Raw genomic sequence first — 13,658 nt, forward strand, 5'->3', positions numbered from 1 at the left:
TCGTCGCCCCGTTCAGGGCTCCCGCTCCGTCGTCGTTCGACGGGCGGGAGCCGCTGGTGTTGCCAGGGCGGATACCCTGGAGTGCGACTCGTCCGCCCGCCCCCGACCCGAGGATCCGCGACCGCCGTGTTCGATACTCTTTCCGACCGCCTCGCAGCGACATTCAAAAGCCTCCGGGGCAAGGGCCGCCTTTCCGAGGCGGACATCGACGCCACGGCCCGTGAAATCCGTATCGCCCTGCTCGAAGCGGATGTCGCGCTGTCGGTCGTGCGTGCGTTCATCGTCAGGATCAAGGAGCGCGCCGCCGGCTCCGAGGTCTCCCAGGCGCTGAACCCGGCCCAGCAGGTCATCAAGATCGTCAACGAGGAGCTCGTCGGCATCCTCGGCGGCGAGACCCGTCGGCTGCGCTTCTCCAAGAACCCGCCCACCGTGATCATGCTCGCGGGCCTCCAGGGCGCCGGTAAGACGACCCTCGCGGGAAAGCTCGGCCTCTGGCTCAAGGGCCAGGGCCACTCCCCGATCCTGGTCGCCTGTGACCTCCAGCGCCCCAATGCCGTGAACCAGCTGAGCGTCGTCGCCGAGCGCGCCGGCGTCGCGGTGTACGCGCCGGAGCCCGGCAACGGTGTCGGTGACCCGGTCAAGGTCGCCAAGGACTCGATCGAGTACGCCAAGAACAAGCAGCACGACATCGTCATCGTCGACACCGCGGGCCGCCTCGGTATCGACGAGGAGCTGATGCGGCAGGCCGCGGACATCCGCGACGCCGTCAGCCCCGACGAGATCCTGTTCGTCGTCGACGCGATGATCGGTCAGGACGCGGTCAACACCGCGGAGGCCTTCCGCGACGGCGTCGGCTTCGACGGCGTGGTGCTGTCCAAGCTCGACGGTGACGCACGCGGTGGTGCGGCGCTGTCGATCGCCGAGGTGACCGGCCGTCAGATCATGTTCGCCTCCAACGGCGAGAAGCTGGACGACTTCGACGCGTTCCACCCGGACCGCATGGCGTCCCGCATTCTCGGCATGGGCGACATGCTCTCGCTCATCGAGCGGGCCGAGCAGACCTTCAGCCAGCAAGAGGCCGAAGCGATGGCGGCCAAGCTGGCGAAGGGCCCCAAGGAGTTCACGCTCGACGACTTCCTGTCCCAGATGGAGCAGGTCCGCAAGATGGGCTCCATCTCGAAGCTGCTCGGCATGATGCCCGGCATGGGGCAGATCAAGGACCAGATCAACAACATCGACGAGCGCGATGTGGACCGTACCGCCGCGATCATCAAGTCGATGACGCCCGCGGAGCGCCAGGACCCGACGATCATCAACGGCTCGCGCCGGGCCCGTGTCGCCAAGGGCTCCGGCGTCGAGGTCAGCGCCGTGAAGAACCTGGTGGAGCGGTTCTTCGACGCCCGCAAGATGATGTCGAAGATGGCGCAGGGCGGCGGGATGCCGGGCATGCCGGGGATCCCGGGCATGGGTGGTGGCCCCGGCCGTCAGAAGAAGCAGGTCAAGCAGGCCAAGGGCAAGCGCAAGAGCGGTAACCCGATGAAGCGCAAGGCCGAGGAGCAGGCCGAGGCCGAGCGCCGCGAGCAGGCCGCTCAGGCGGGCGGCGCGGCGGGTCAGCCGCCCGCGCAGACCCCGCAGGACTTCGCGCTGCCGGACGAGTTCAAGAAGTTCATGGGCTGACGCCCTTCCCCTGCCGCGCCTGTACGTGCGGCTGCGTCAGCGCCCTTACGCCGCCGTGGGCGCCCCTCCTTCAAGGAGTGGGCGCCCACAGCGCGTTAACGACGTCCCCCGCGGTAGGGAGTGGATCGGTGAGCGGTGTCCGGTGGCTGCGATTGCGGGGCGGAGGAGGGAATCGACGCGGAGCGTCGTTGACCGACGACAACGCCGCAGGCGGAGTCGCGGGACGCCGGGAGCCCGCTCCGTATCGCGGGGGAGGTCGTACGTGTCCAAGGCCCCGGACTCAGGGCGTGCGTGCGATCAGGTAACGGAACACGTTCGGCATCCAGACCGTCCGGTCCCGACGCACATACGGATGAAGCGCCTCGGCCAGTTCCTTCTCGACCTGCGCCGGATCGGTCGCCCGTATCGCCGCGTCGAAGAGCCCCGTCGACAGCAGGCCGCGTACGGCGCTCTCCGTGTCGGCGTAACCGAAGGGGCACGCCACCCGGCCCGAGCCGTCCGGCTTGAGCCCGGCCCGCGCGGCCACGTTCTCCAAGTCGTCCCGGTGCGCGGGGCGCCAGGCGCCGCCCGTGCTGCGCAGGGTGTCCGTCAGCCGGGAGGCCACCCGGAGGACGGCCGAAGTGGCGCAGCGCTCCGGCGGGCCCCAGCCCACCAGGACCACCGGGCTGCCCCGCTCGGCGAGCGGCAGGGCGTCTTCGAGCGCGGGCGCGAGCCCCTCCGAGTCCCCGGCGGCGCAGCCGAGCGGTTCGAAGGCCGTGACGAGGTTGTACGCCGGGTCGGCGGGGTCCTTGCCTTCCACGGAGCCGCAGTCGAACAGTCGGGCGAGCTTGGCCGGATCGTCCTCGGGCTCACCGCTCCGTGTGCCGTCGGGCAACAGACGTTCGCGGGCCAGGGCCACCCGTTCGCGGTCGGCGTCGACGCCCGTCACACAGGCGCCACGGGACGCCGCGATCAGCAGGGCGAGACCCGACCCGCAGCCAAGGGCGAGCAGCCGGGTGGCGGGGCCTACCTCTAGCCGCTCGTACACCGCACCATAGAGCGGCACCAGCATCCGTTCCTGGATCTCGGCCCAGTCGCGGGCGCGTGCGCCCGCGCCCGTTGGGGGGGACGAGGCCGTGTTCAGGTGCTGGACGAGCGTCGGTGTCATCGAAAGCGCCCCAATCCGCCGAGAGGTCATGTCAAGCCCTGATTGGCATCCCCCGTGTGCGTGCGCTCGTGCATCCCCCGTATGCCAGGGAACTGCGCATCCGTCCCCAAGTCCAGGGGTTGTATGGCAATGCTTGTGTGCCCAGGTTGTGCGCCCCCGCGCCGGAGCAGATCCACATCCAAGAGTGCCGCCGGTTCGCGATTCCCGCCACGGCAGGGACGTCCGGACGGGCCGTGGCCGTGCGGTGTCCGGTCCGTCGAGTGCGGGGCGGTACCTGACGACGGCGGCCCGCCCGATACTGTCGCCGTCATGGTCCATGCCGACCGGGGCCGAGGTCGGCGCACGGGGCGACAACCGTGCCTTCCGCCCCAACTGATGTCCCGGCGTGCGGGCATTGGCTATACGCCGGGGCGTACGCGCGGGTACGTACCGGCTTGGCGTGAACTGCGCGGGTTCTCCGCAGATCAGCGCACCCGCCCTCGTCGGGATGCATCAATGGCAACTGACTGGTACGTGCAAATTATTTGGGATGCCCCGGAATAGGAACACCGGGGCACCTCGGCTCGTTGTCACGACGTGAGCACGACACCCCCTGTTCTCGCCGCAGAGCTGGCACAGGCATGGGCCGATATTCAGCGGTACCACGCCGAGCTGCCGGATCTAGCCGCGCCCGAGTCCCTGATCGGAGAGTCTTCGTCCGCCTGCGGCGCGAAGCTCTCCTTCGAACGACTGCTGCACGAGGCAGTCCACGGCATCGCCGCGGCACGAGGCGTCCGTGACACCTCGCGTGCCGGCCGATACCACAACCGCAGATTCCTCGCGATCGCCGAGGAGCTAGGGCTCGACCACCCGGAGGAGCCGCACCCGAGCAGTGGCTTCTCGCTGGTCTCGCTCAACCCGGAGGCGAAACGACGCTACCGGCCCACCATCGAGCGGCTGCAGCGTGCCCTGAAGGCACACGCGGTCGCGACGACCTCGGACACCAAGCGCACCTTCCGCGGACCGGCCGCCCGGCACGGTTCGTCCGGGGGCGGGGTGCGGGTGAAGGCGGTGTGCGACTGCGGACGCAATGTCCGCGTCGTCCCGTCGGTCCTGGCCCAGGCCCCGATCGTCTGCGGCGGCTGCGGCAAGCCGTTCCGCATCCCCGAGGTAGTGGTCGCGGCGGGCTGACCTCTTTCTCGCCGCTGCCGCGCCCGCGCCCCCGTACCGGAGGACGATGTCGGTCGGGTGATGCCGCGCCGCAGGTGTGTGGCACAATGGCTAGCTGTACTCGACAGTCGCACAGGACCCCTCTCTCCTCCGGCTGACGCGTCCATCGGGCACTCCGAGTACCGCAACCCCACGTGGCATCTTGTTGTGCCCAACCACGTCAATTCCAGGAGAGACCACTCCAGTGGCAGTCAAGATCAAGCTGAAGCGTCTGGGCAAGATCCGTTCGCCTCACTACCGCATCGTCGTTTCCGACTCCCGCACCCGCCGTGATGGCCGGGCGATCGAGGAGATCGGCCTGTACCACCCGGTGCAGAACCCCTCGCGCATCGAGGTCAACGCGGAGCGTGCGCAGTACTGGCTGTCCGTCGGCGCGCAGCCGACCGAGCCCGTGCTCGCCATCCTGAAGCTCACGGGCGACTGGCAGGCCCACAAGGGCCTTCCCGCCCCGGCCCCGCTGCTCATGCCGGAGCCGAAGGCCGACAAGCGCGCGCTGTTCGAGGCCCTCACCAAGGACGCTGCGGACGAGCCCAAGGGTGAGGCCATCACCCCCAAGGCGAAGAAGGCCGAGAAGAAGGCGGACGAGCCTGCTGAGGACGCTGCGTCCCCGGCGGCCGCCGCTGAGCCGACCGAGGCCTGATCATGCTCGAGGACGCTCTCGAGCACCTCGTGAAGGGCATCGTCGACAACCCCGGCGATGTGCAGGTCGCCTCGCGTGACCTGCGTCGTGGGCGTGTACTCGAAGTTCGGGTGCACCCCGACGACCTCGGTAAGGTGATCGGCCGTAACGGCCGCACCGCTCGCGCCCTGCGCACCGTCGTGGGCGCCATCGGTGGCCGTGGTATCCGCGTCGACCTCGTCGACGTGGACCAGGCGCACTGAAGTATTGAGCGTTACCGGCACGGGCCGGGGAGGGCTTCGGCCCGCCCCGGCCCGTAGTCGTCTGCGGAGCAATGCCGCAGGCACACGACAGGAGAGACAAGAGTGCAGCTGGTAGTCGCGCGGATCGGCCGCGCCCACGGAATCAAGGGCGAAGTCACCGTTGAAGTACGTACGGACGAGCCGGAGTTGCGGCTCGGGCCCGGCGCCGTACTCGCCACGGAGCCCGCATCGACCGGGCCGCTGACGGTCGAGACCGGCCGGGTGCACAGCGGCAGGCTGCTGCTGCGCTTCGAGGGCGTCAAGGACCGTACGGGCGCCGAGACGCTGCGCAACACGCTCCTGATCGCGGACGTGGACCCGGAGGCGGTGCCGGAGGACCCCGAGGAGTTCTACGACCACCAGCTGATGGACCTCGACGTGGTCCTGGAGGACGGCACGGACGTCGGCCGCATCACCGAGATCCTGCACCTCCCGTCCCAGGACCTCTTCGTCGTGGCACGGCCCGACGGCAGCGAGGTGATGATCCCCTTCGTCGAGGAGATCGTCAGCGAGATCGACCTGGAGGAGCAGCGGGCCGTCATCACCCCGCCCCCCGGTCTGATCGACGGCGGCCAGGTCGAGACCGAGGCCCACAACGAGGCGGGCACCGGGGACGAGGCGGAGACCGCGGACACGCCGGAGGGCAAGGCCGCGCCGGAGGACAAGGGCTGATGAGGCTCGACGTCGTCACGATCTTCCCCGAGTACCTGGAGCCGCTGAACGTCTCGCTCGTCGGCAAAGCACGCGCGCGTGGGCAGCTCGACGTACACGTGCACGATCTGCGGGAGTGGACCTACGACCGGCACAACACGGTCGACGACACCCCCTACGGCGGCGGCCCCGGCATGGTCATGAAGACCGGCCCGTGGGGCGCCGCGCTCGACGAGGCCCTGGTGAGCGGCTACGAGACCGGCGCGCACGGCCCGGTCCTCGTCGTGCCCACGCCCAGCGGCCGGCCCTTCACCCAGGAGGTCGCGGTCGAGCTGTCCGAGCGACCCTGGCTGGTCTTCGCGCCCGCGCGCTACGAGGGCATCGACCGCCGGGTCATCGACGAGTACGCGACCCGGATGCCCGTGTACGAGGTGTCCATCGGGGACTACGTGCTGGCGGGTGGCGAGGCCGCGGTGCTGGTGATCACCGAGGCGGTGGCCAGGCTGCTGCCCGGCGTCCTCGGCAACGCCGAATCGCACCGCGACGACTCCTTCGCGCCCGGCGCCATGGCCAATCTCCTCGAAGGCCCCGTCTACACCAAGCCACCCGAGTGGCGCGGCCGTGACATCCCGGACGTGCTGATCAGCGGGCATCACGGGAAGATCGCCCGGTGGCGGCGGGACGAGGCGCTGCGCCGCACGACCGTCAACAGGCCGGATCTGATCGAGCGTTGCGACCCAGCCGCCTTCGACAAGCACGACCGGCAGATGCTGAGCATTCTCGGCTGGCAGCAGGGGGCCGACGGCCGATTTGGGCGCAACCCCGAAGCCGTGGAAGAATAGGCCGCTGCTGTGTGTCCGGCGTGCGCCCCTGCCGCAGGGGGAACGACGCCCGCCCGATGCGGACAGCACCCTGAATACTTCTCTACACATACCGCTCGATGACCTGTGGCATCGGCGCGAAGAAAGCAGCCAACATGGCAAGCCTGCTCGACGAAGTGAACGCCGCATCGCTGCGTACCGACCTGCCCGCCTTCCGTCCCGGTGACACCGTGAACGTCCACGTTCGCGTCATCGAGGGCAACCGCTCGCGTGTGCAGCAGTTCAAGGGCGTTGTCGTCCGCCGTCAGGGTGCCGGCGTCAGCGAGTCCTTCACGGTCCGCAAGGTCTCCTTCTCCGTCGGTGTCGAGCGCACCTTCCCGGTGCACAGCCCGATCTTCGAGAAGATCGAGCTCGTCAGCCGTGGCGCCGTCCGTCGCGCGAAGCTGTACTACCTCCGTGAGCTGCGCGGCAAGGCCGCGAAGATCAAGGAGAAGCGCGACCGCTGATCGCACCACAGGCGCCCAGGGACCGGCCGGATAGGCTCAGGCCCCGATGGACACCGAAGAACACGTCTCGGAGCGCGACCGCTCGTCCACCCCTGAAGCGGGGGAGGGAGAGGGGGCGCGCTCCGTGCGTTTTCTGGACGCCCCGTGGCGCAGGCCCGCTCTGCTCGGCCTCGTCTGCGCGTCCTTTCTGCTGTTGTTCAGCACTTTCGTGCTGCAGCCCTTCCTGATTCCGAGCGGCTCCATGGAGCCCACGTTGAACATCGGGGACCGGGTACTCGTCAATAAGGTGGCGTACCGTTTCGGTTCTGAACCGCAGCGCGGTGATGTGATCGTGTTCGACGGCACGGGGTCCTTCACACAGGAGGAGCCGGCCGGGAACCCGGTCACCGGGCTGGTGCGGTGGGTGGCCGCGGCCGTGGGACTGGCGGAGCCCGCCGAGACCGACTACATCAAGCGCGTGGTGGGCGTGGGGGGCGACCGCGTCGTGTGCTGCGACAAGCGGGGGAGGGTCGAGGTGAACGGCCGACCGGTCGACGAGAAGTACCTGCATCCGGGCGACGCTCCTTCGCAGGTCCCGTTCGACATCGTCGTACCGCAGGGCACGCTGTGGGTCATGGGCGACCACAGGTCGCACTCCCGGGACTCCCGTGACCACCTGGGGGAGCCCGGCGGCGGCATGGTGCCCGTCGACATGGTCATCGGGCGGGCCGACTGGATCGGCTGGCCGGTGGGCCGCTGGTCCCCGCTGGATCGGTCGGACGCCTTCACCCATGTACGGGCGCCCGGACCGGTCGGGGCCCATGGGTAACCGCGGACGGGCCCGATCGGGCGGTCACCGGGTGGACACCCGGCTGCCGACGGGGACGCGGCCGACGAGCGGGCCCGTACTGCCGGGCCGGGCCGACCGGCGCAAACTGGCGCGCAAAGTGAAGCGGCGGCGCCGCAGGTCGGCCGTGAAAGAGATACCGATCCTCATAACCGTTGCGCTGCTGATCGCGCTCGTCCTCAAGACGTTCCTCGTGCAGGCCTTCGTGATCCCGTCCGGCTCGATGGAGCAGACGATCCGGATCGGCGACCGGGTGCTGGTCGACAAGCTGTCGCCGTGGTTCGGGTCGAGACCCGCGCGCGGCGACGTGGTGGTCTTCAAGGACCCCGGTGGATGGCTGGAGGACGAGAAGACCGACATCAAGAACGATCCGGTCGGCGTCAAGCAGATCAAGGCAGCCCTGACCTTCATCGGGCTGCTGCCGTCCGAGGACGAGCAGGACCTGATCAAGCGGGTCGTCGCGGTCGGCGGGGACACCGTGAGGTGCTGTGACAAGGACGGACGGGTCACCGTCAACGGCATACCGCTCGCGGAACCCTACTTGAATCCGGGCGACCGTCCGTCGAGCCTCAAATTCGACGTCAAGGTACCGGTCGGGCGGCTCTTCGTGATGGGCGACCACCGGTCGAACTCGGCGGACTCCCGGTTCCACCTGGACGAGCAGTTCACCGGCACGGTCTCGGAGGAAGAGGTGGTGGGACGGGCCGTCGTCATCGCCTGGCCGTTCTCGCACTGGCGGCAGTTGGAGGAGCCGGGGACGTACGCCTCGGTGCCTGACGCGCGCGCCGCGGCGACGTCGGCCCTCGGCCCGTCGAATAGGGTGGCGTCCCAGGATCCGAACGCGATGATCCGGCTCCCGACCCCTGCGGAACTCCCGCTCGTTATGGGAGTGGTGGGTCTGCGCCTCCTATGGCGTGGGCAGTGGCACGGAGTGAGGAGTGGATGTGGGGGATTTGGCGGTCGGCGCACGATCCGGACGCGACGAGCCCGAGGACCGGCCAGAGTCACCCGCGGCCGCGGCAGATGAGGTGCGCAGCGCGCAGTACGCGGGCAGCACCGCGGACCAGGCTCCGGGGCTCGACGACGGCACGGCGGACAGTGACGACAGGGAGGGGCCCAAGAAGCCCCGGTCCTTCTGGAAGGAACTGCCGCTGCTGATCGGTATCGCGCTCCTGCTCGCGCTGCTGATCAAGACATTTCTGGTGCAGGCGTTCTCGATTCCGTCGGACTCGATGCAGGACACCCTGCAACGGGGCGACCGGGTGCTGGTCGACAAACTGACACCGTGGTTCGGCTCCGAGCCCGAGCGCGGCGAGGTCGTGGTGTTCCACGACCCGGGCGGCTGGCTGGACGACACCACGGCGCCCGACCCGAACGTCGTGCAGAAGTTCCTCAGCTTCATCGGCCTGATGCCGTCGGCCGAGGAGAAGGACCTGATCAAGCGGGTCATCGCGGTCGGCGGTGACACGGTCGAGTGCAAGAAGAACGGCCCGGTTCAGGTCAACGGCAAGGCGCTCGACGAGAAGTCGTACATCTTCCCCGGTGACACCCCGTGCAACGACGAGCCGTTCGGGCCGCTCAAGGTGCCGGACGGCCGGATCTGGGTGATGGGCGACCACCGGCAGAACTCGCTGGACTCCCGTTACCACCAAGAGCTCGAAGGCGGTGGCACGGTCGCGGTCAGCGAGGTCGTCGGACGCGCCATCGTGGTGGCCTGGCCGGTCAACCGCTGGTCGACGCTGCCCGTTCCCGGCACGTTCGACCAGTCCGGGCTCAACGTCGCGTCGGCGGCGATGAACGTGGCGCCCAGCGCTCTGGGCCTCGCGGGCGCGGTGCCTCTGGTGCTCTGGCGCAGGCGGAAGCTGACCGGCGGGCATACCGCCGGGTAGGGTGCCGCTCGGATCAGCGATTGCCGATCTCCGGAGTGGGGAGCGCTGGGATGAGCGGAACAGGACGTAAAGAAGACGGCCGCGGCCGGCTCGGCAGTGTGTTGTCGGGGCTGGCCGTGGCCGTCGGCTGTGTGCTCTTCCTCGGCGGGTTCGCCTGGGGAGCCGTGCAGTACAAGCCGTACACGGTGCCGACCGATTCGATGACCCCGTCGGTCAAGGCGGGGGACCGGGTCCTCGCGCAGCGAATAGGCGGCGCCGACGTGCGGCGCGGAGATGTAGTGGTCTTCACCGACTCGGTGTGGGGCGATCTGCCGATGGTCAAGCGTGTGGTCGCTGTCGGCGGCGACAAAGTCGCCTGCTGCGGCAAGGACGGCCGGCTCACGCTGAACGGCAAGCCCCTCGACGAACCGTATCTGCAGAGCGGTGAACCGGCCTCGACCGTACCCTTCACCTCCGAGGTGCCCGAGGGCCACCTCTTCCTGCTGGGAGACGAGCGGCGCACGTCGGTGGACTCGCGAGGGCACATCGGGGACGCCGCCAAGGGGACGGTGCCGGTCTCCAAGGTGAGCGCGCGCGTGGACGCCGTCGCCTGGCCCGTGGGCGGGATGCTCGACCGTCCGCAGAGCTACGAGGGGTTGCCCGGCGGGGTCTCGCGGCCGGGACCGATCGTCCTGGTGCTGGCCGCTGTCGTGACGGGCATGGTGCTGATCTTCAGTGGAGCGGCGTACGGACCGATCGCGCGGCGTGTCCGGCGGAGGAAGGCGACGACGGCGAAGACGGCGAGGGACCGCGAAGGCGACGAGTGCCGGTGAGCGGTGAGCAGTGATCGGTGATCGGTGATCGGTGATCCGAGCGTGGGCGGCGATGCGCGAATGAGTACCGGAGAATGAGTGCCGGAGCGGGAGTGAGCGGTGTGTCGGGAGCGCCCCTGCGGAAGGTCGCGCGGGTGATCCTGCTCGACCCGCGGGACCGGGTTCTGCTGATTCATGGGTACGAGCCGGACGATCCGGCGAACACCTGGTGGTTCACGCCGGGCGGCGGCCTGGAGGGCGACGAGACGAGGGCGCAGGCCGCACTGCGCGAGGTCGCCGAGGAGACGGGCCTCACCGAGGTCGAACTCGGCCCCGTGCTGTGGCAGCGCATCTGCTCGTTCCCGTTCGACGGGCGGCGCTGGGAACAGGACGAGTGGTTCTATCTGGCCCGTACAAAGCGGACGAAAACCGCGATGGACGGGATGACCGGACTGGAGCGACGGAGCGTCGCCGGGTTGAGGTGGTGGACCTCCGCCGAACTGTCCGCGACGCGTGAGACGGTGTATCCCATCAAGCTCGCCGGGCTGCTGCGTACGCTGCTCGACGAAGGTCCTCCAAGTACGCCGATGGTCTTGGCCCCGGAAGTCGCATAGGGGCGCACGGGGCTGGCGCACGCTGAGGGGACGCAAGGCTGAAGGGGAACATGCCATGAGCGCCGAGGACCTCGAGAAGTACGAGACCGAGATGGAGCTGAAGCTCTACCGGGAGTACCGCGATGTCGTCGGTCTGTTCAAATACGTGATCGAGACCGAGCGGCGTTTTTACCTCACCAATGACTACGAGATGCAGGTGCACTCGGTGCAGGGTGAGGTTTTCTTCGAAGTTTCCATGGCGGATGCCTGGGTCTGGGACATGTACCGGCCGGCCAGGTTCGTCAAGCAGGTGCGCGTGCTCACGTTCAAGGACGTGAATATCGAGGAGCTCAACAAGAGTGATCTCGAACTTCCGAGTGGCTGACGTTCGAGTGGACGAGGCCTGGGTGGCTGAGGTCTGCGTGGACAAGGTCCGCGTGGGCGAAATCCGGGGGGCTGAGGTCCGGGTGGCTGAGTTTTCCACAACCGGCCGGTTGTCCACCAAGATCCACTAGTTTGCGGTGTTCGCGACACATTCGGTTCCGGAGGTGGAACCGAATGAACGCGAAGAATGCGACAGGAGCACTCGGCCGGTACGGCGAGGAGCTGGCGGTCCGCAGGCTGACCGAGGGCGGCATGACCGTCCTGGAGCGCAACTGGCGCTGCCGTGCCGGGGAGATCGACATCGTCGCCCGGGACGGCGACGCGCTGGTCATCTGTGAGGTCAAGACCCGCAGAGCGGGCCCGTTCGAGCACCCGATGGAAGCCGTCAGACCTGCCAAGGCCCAGCGGCTGCGCCATCTCGCCGAACGCTGGACGCACGAGCACGGCGGGCCGCCGCCGGGCGGGGTCCGCATCGACCTCGTCGGGGTGGTGCTGCCGCGGCGCGGTGCGCCGGTCGTCGAGCACGCGCGGGGGGTGGCCTGATGGGATTCGCGCGTACGTGCTCGGTGGCGCTCGTCGGGGTCGAGGGCGTGGTGGTGGAGGTCCAGGCGGACCTGGAGCCGGGGGTGGCGGCCTTCTCGCTGGTGGGGCTGCCGGACAAGAGCCTGACCGAGAGCCGGGATCGGGTGCGGGCGGCGGTGGTGAACTCTGGCGCCGACTGGCCGCAGAAAAAGCTCACCGTGGGGCTCAGTCCGGCCTCCGTGCCCAAGAGCGGCAGCGGATTTGATCTTGCCGTGGCCGTAGCTGTCCTGGGGGCGGCGGAGCGCATCGACCCCAAAGAGATCGCCGACCTGGTCATGATCGGGGAGCTGGGGCTGGACGGCCGGGTCCGGCCGGTGCGCGGTGTGCTGCCGGCGGTCCTCGCCGCGGCCGAGGCCGGATACCACCAGGTCGTCGTGCCGGAGCAGACCGCGGCGGAGGCCGCCCTGGTGCCGGGGATCTCGGTGCTGGGCGTGCGCAGCCTGCGTCAGCTCATCGCTGTCCTGACCGGTGCGGAGGTGCCGGAGGAGGAGGAGCGGGAGAAGGGGCGGCCGGACCCCATGCTGTCCGGGCTCATGGTGCCCGGCGCGGGGGCGGGCACCGGGCTGGCCATCGGTGACGGCGAGGGCAGCGGTCCCGACCTCGCGGATGTCGCCGGGCAGCGCGAGGCACGCACGGCCCTGGCGGTCGCGGCGGCGGGCCGGCACCATCTGCTGCTGCACGGACCGCCGGGCGCGGGCAAGACGATGCTGGCGGAGCGGCTGCCGGCGATTCTGCCGCCACTGACCAGGCAGGAGTCGCTGGAGGTGACCGCGGTGCACTCGGTGGCGGGCATCCTGCCGCCGGGCGAACCTCTGGTCAGGACCCCGCCCTATTGCGCCCCGCACCATTCGGCGACCATGCAGTCGCTCGTCGGCGGGGGCAACGGGCTGCCGAGGCCGGGGGCCGTTTCGCTCGCGCACCGGGGCGTGCTCTTTCTGGACGAGGCACCGGAATTCAGCGGCCGGGCACTGGATTCGCTGCGCCAGCCGCTCGAATCGGGACACGTGGTGGTGGCGCGCAGCGCCGGAGTGGTGCGGCTGCCCGCACGCTTCCTGATGGTCCTTGCGGCAAATCCGTGCCCCTGCGGTCGGCACACCCTGCACGGGGCGGGGTGCGAATGCCCGCCGTCGGTGATCCGCAGATACCAGGCGCGGCTGTCGGGGCCCCTCCTCGACCGGGTGGATCTGCGGGTCGGGGTCGAGCCGGTGCAGCGCGCCGACCTGATGGGGCAGGGCGGGCGCGGCGATTCCACGGAGACGGTCGCGGGGCGCGTGCGCGAAGCGAGGGAGCGGGCGGCGGCGCGGCTGGAAGGCACACCGTGGACCACCAACAGCGAAGTGCCTGGTCATGAATTGCGCACTCGCTGGCAGGTCGCCCCCGGCGCTCTCGGCGCTGCCGAACGCGACATGGATCGGGGGCTGCTGACGGCTCGTGGCCTCGACCGGGTGCTGCGCGTCGCCTGGACCGTCGCAGACCTGGCCGGCCGGGACCGGCCCGACGTGCGGCACGTCGATCTGGCGCTGGAGCTTCGCACCGGGATCGCGCGTGGCGCGTCGGAGCTGATCGGGGTCGGCCCATGAGGCCGCGGCGCGGATCGACCGGACGCCGGGTCGGATCCCTCGGAGGCCCGGGCGAATCGTCCGGATGCCAGGGCGGAGGCG

At 69.6% G+C, this 13,658-nt stretch carries 16 protein-coding genes; 15 read left to right on the plus strand and 1 reads right to left on the minus strand.

The features are described from left to right. Window positions 1–126: 126 nt before the first annotated feature. Complete coding sequence (gene ffh / locus QMK30_RS04350) at window positions 127–1,677, plus strand: signal recognition particle protein (RefSeq protein WP_283515787.1); 1,551 nt, start codon at window positions 127–129, stop codon at window positions 1,675–1,677. A 280-nt stretch (window positions 1,678–1,957) separates the two neighbouring features. On the opposite strand, the gene QMK30_RS04355 is transcribed toward ffh, so the two are convergent. After that, a complete protein-coding gene (locus QMK30_RS04355; protein ID WP_283515788.1) occupies window positions 1,958–2,824 on the minus strand; it encodes a class I SAM-dependent methyltransferase in 867 nt (288 codons plus the stop codon). A 576-nt stretch (window positions 2,825–3,400) separates the two neighbouring features. Between QMK30_RS04355 and QMK30_RS04360 the strand changes: the two genes are divergently transcribed. From QMK30_RS04360 to QMK30_RS04425, 14 genes are all read left to right on the plus strand, one after another. Further along, the gene (locus tag QMK30_RS04360) at window positions 3,401–3,994 is read left to right on the plus strand and encodes a hypothetical protein (RefSeq protein ID WP_283515789.1); all 594 of its coding nucleotides are present in this window, start codon (window positions 3,401–3,403) and stop codon (window positions 3,992–3,994) included. Between the two features lie 223 nt (window positions 3,995–4,217). Further along, window positions 4,218–4,673, plus strand: a complete 456-nt coding sequence (rpsP, locus tag QMK30_RS04365) for a 30S ribosomal protein S16 (RefSeq protein ID WP_283515790.1) — start codon at window positions 4,218–4,220, stop codon at window positions 4,671–4,673. A 2-nt stretch (window positions 4,674–4,675) separates the two neighbouring features. Then, entirely contained in the window at window positions 4,676–4,915 is a 240-nt protein-coding gene (locus tag QMK30_RS04370; protein WP_283515791.1) for an RNA-binding protein, read from the plus strand. A gap of 102 nt (window positions 4,916–5,017) precedes the next feature. Then, the gene (gene rimM / locus QMK30_RS04375) at window positions 5,018–5,626 is read left to right on the plus strand and encodes a ribosome maturation factor RimM (RefSeq protein WP_283515792.1); all 609 of its coding nucleotides are present in this window, start codon (window positions 5,018–5,020) and stop codon (window positions 5,624–5,626) included. After that, entirely contained in the window at window positions 5,626–6,447 is an 822-nt protein-coding gene (trmD, locus tag QMK30_RS04380) for a tRNA (guanosine(37)-N1)-methyltransferase TrmD (protein WP_283515793.1), read from the plus strand. The genes rimM and trmD overlap by 1 nt, the downstream gene beginning before the upstream one ends. Before the next feature lie 134 nt (window positions 6,448–6,581). Next, a complete protein-coding gene (rplS, locus tag QMK30_RS04385; protein WP_283515794.1) occupies window positions 6,582–6,932 on the plus strand; it encodes a 50S ribosomal protein L19 in 351 nt (116 codons plus the stop codon). A gap of 46 nt (window positions 6,933–6,978) precedes the next feature. Next, window positions 6,979–7,740, plus strand: a complete 762-nt coding sequence (gene lepB / locus QMK30_RS04390) for a signal peptidase I (protein ID WP_283515795.1) — start codon at window positions 6,979–6,981, stop codon at window positions 7,738–7,740. After that, a complete protein-coding gene (gene lepB / locus QMK30_RS04395; RefSeq protein ID WP_283515796.1) occupies window positions 7,733–8,785 on the plus strand; it encodes a signal peptidase I in 1,053 nt (350 codons plus the stop codon). Before lepB (QMK30_RS04390) ends, lepB (QMK30_RS04395) begins: the two co-directional genes overlap by 8 nt. Beyond that, on the plus strand, window positions 8,712–9,647 hold the full coding sequence (gene lepB / locus QMK30_RS04400) for a signal peptidase I (RefSeq protein WP_283515882.1): 936 nt from the start codon (window positions 8,712–8,714) through the stop codon (window positions 9,645–9,647). The genes lepB (QMK30_RS04395) and lepB (QMK30_RS04400) overlap by 74 nt, the downstream gene beginning before the upstream one ends. Before the next feature lie 50 nt (window positions 9,648–9,697). After that, entirely contained in the window at window positions 9,698–10,459 is a 762-nt protein-coding gene (gene lepB, locus QMK30_RS04405) for a signal peptidase I (protein WP_283515797.1), read from the plus strand. Window positions 10,460–10,533: 74 nt separating this feature from the next. Continuing rightward, window positions 10,534–11,052, plus strand: coding sequence for an NUDIX hydrolase (locus QMK30_RS04410; protein ID WP_283515798.1), 519 nt, complete (start codon window positions 10,534–10,536; stop codon window positions 11,050–11,052). A gap of 55 nt (window positions 11,053–11,107) precedes the next feature. Then, complete coding sequence (locus QMK30_RS04415; RefSeq protein ID WP_003993268.1) at window positions 11,108–11,416, plus strand: DUF2469 domain-containing protein; 309 nt, start codon at window positions 11,108–11,110, stop codon at window positions 11,414–11,416. A 173-nt stretch (window positions 11,417–11,589) separates the two neighbouring features. Next, window positions 11,590–11,958, plus strand: coding sequence for a YraN family protein (locus tag QMK30_RS04420; RefSeq protein WP_283515799.1), 369 nt, complete (start codon window positions 11,590–11,592; stop codon window positions 11,956–11,958). After that, on the plus strand, window positions 11,958–13,577 hold the full coding sequence (locus tag QMK30_RS04425; RefSeq protein ID WP_283515800.1) for a YifB family Mg chelatase-like AAA ATPase: 1,620 nt from the start codon (window positions 11,958–11,960) through the stop codon (window positions 13,575–13,577). The genes QMK30_RS04420 and QMK30_RS04425 overlap by 1 nt, the downstream gene beginning before the upstream one ends. The last annotated feature ends 81 nt before the right edge of the window (window positions 13,578–13,658 follow it).

Source organism: Streptomyces sp. H27-C3, from assembly GCF_030063415.1.
In the GTDB taxonomy this organism is placed as follows: domain Bacteria; phylum Actinomycetota; class Actinomycetes; order Streptomycetales; family Streptomycetaceae; genus Streptomyces.

Coding starts and splice junctions, on each gene's coding strand:
- QMK30_RS04355 (WP_283515788.1), bottom strand. CDS start 2,824: ATGACACCGACGCTCGTCCAGCACCTGAACACGGCCTCGTCCCCCCCA.
- QMK30_RS04370 (WP_283515791.1), top strand. CDS start 4,676: ATGCTCGAGGACGCTCTCGAGCACCTCGTGAAGGGCATCGTCGACAAC.
- trmD (WP_283515793.1), top strand. CDS start 5,626: ATGAGGCTCGACGTCGTCACGATCTTCCCCGAGTACCTGGAGCCGCTG.
- rplS (WP_283515794.1), top strand. CDS start 6,582: ATGGCAAGCCTGCTCGACGAAGTGAACGCCGCATCGCTGCGTACCGAC.
- lepB (WP_283515795.1), top strand. CDS start 6,979: ATGGACACCGAAGAACACGTCTCGGAGCGCGACCGCTCGTCCACCCCT.
- lepB (WP_283515796.1), top strand. CDS start 7,733: ATGGGTAACCGCGGACGGGCCCGATCGGGCGGTCACCGGGTGGACACC.
- lepB (WP_283515797.1), top strand. CDS start 9,698: ATGAGCGGAACAGGACGTAAAGAAGACGGCCGCGGCCGGCTCGGCAGT.
- QMK30_RS04410 (WP_283515798.1), top strand. CDS start 10,534: ATGAGTGCCGGAGCGGGAGTGAGCGGTGTGTCGGGAGCGCCCCTGCGG.
- QMK30_RS04415 (WP_003993268.1), top strand. CDS start 11,108: ATGAGCGCCGAGGACCTCGAGAAGTACGAGACCGAGATGGAGCTGAAG.
- QMK30_RS04420 (WP_283515799.1), top strand. CDS start 11,590: ATGAACGCGAAGAATGCGACAGGAGCACTCGGCCGGTACGGCGAGGAG.
- QMK30_RS04425 (WP_283515800.1), top strand. CDS start 11,958: ATGGGATTCGCGCGTACGTGCTCGGTGGCGCTCGTCGGGGTCGAGGGC.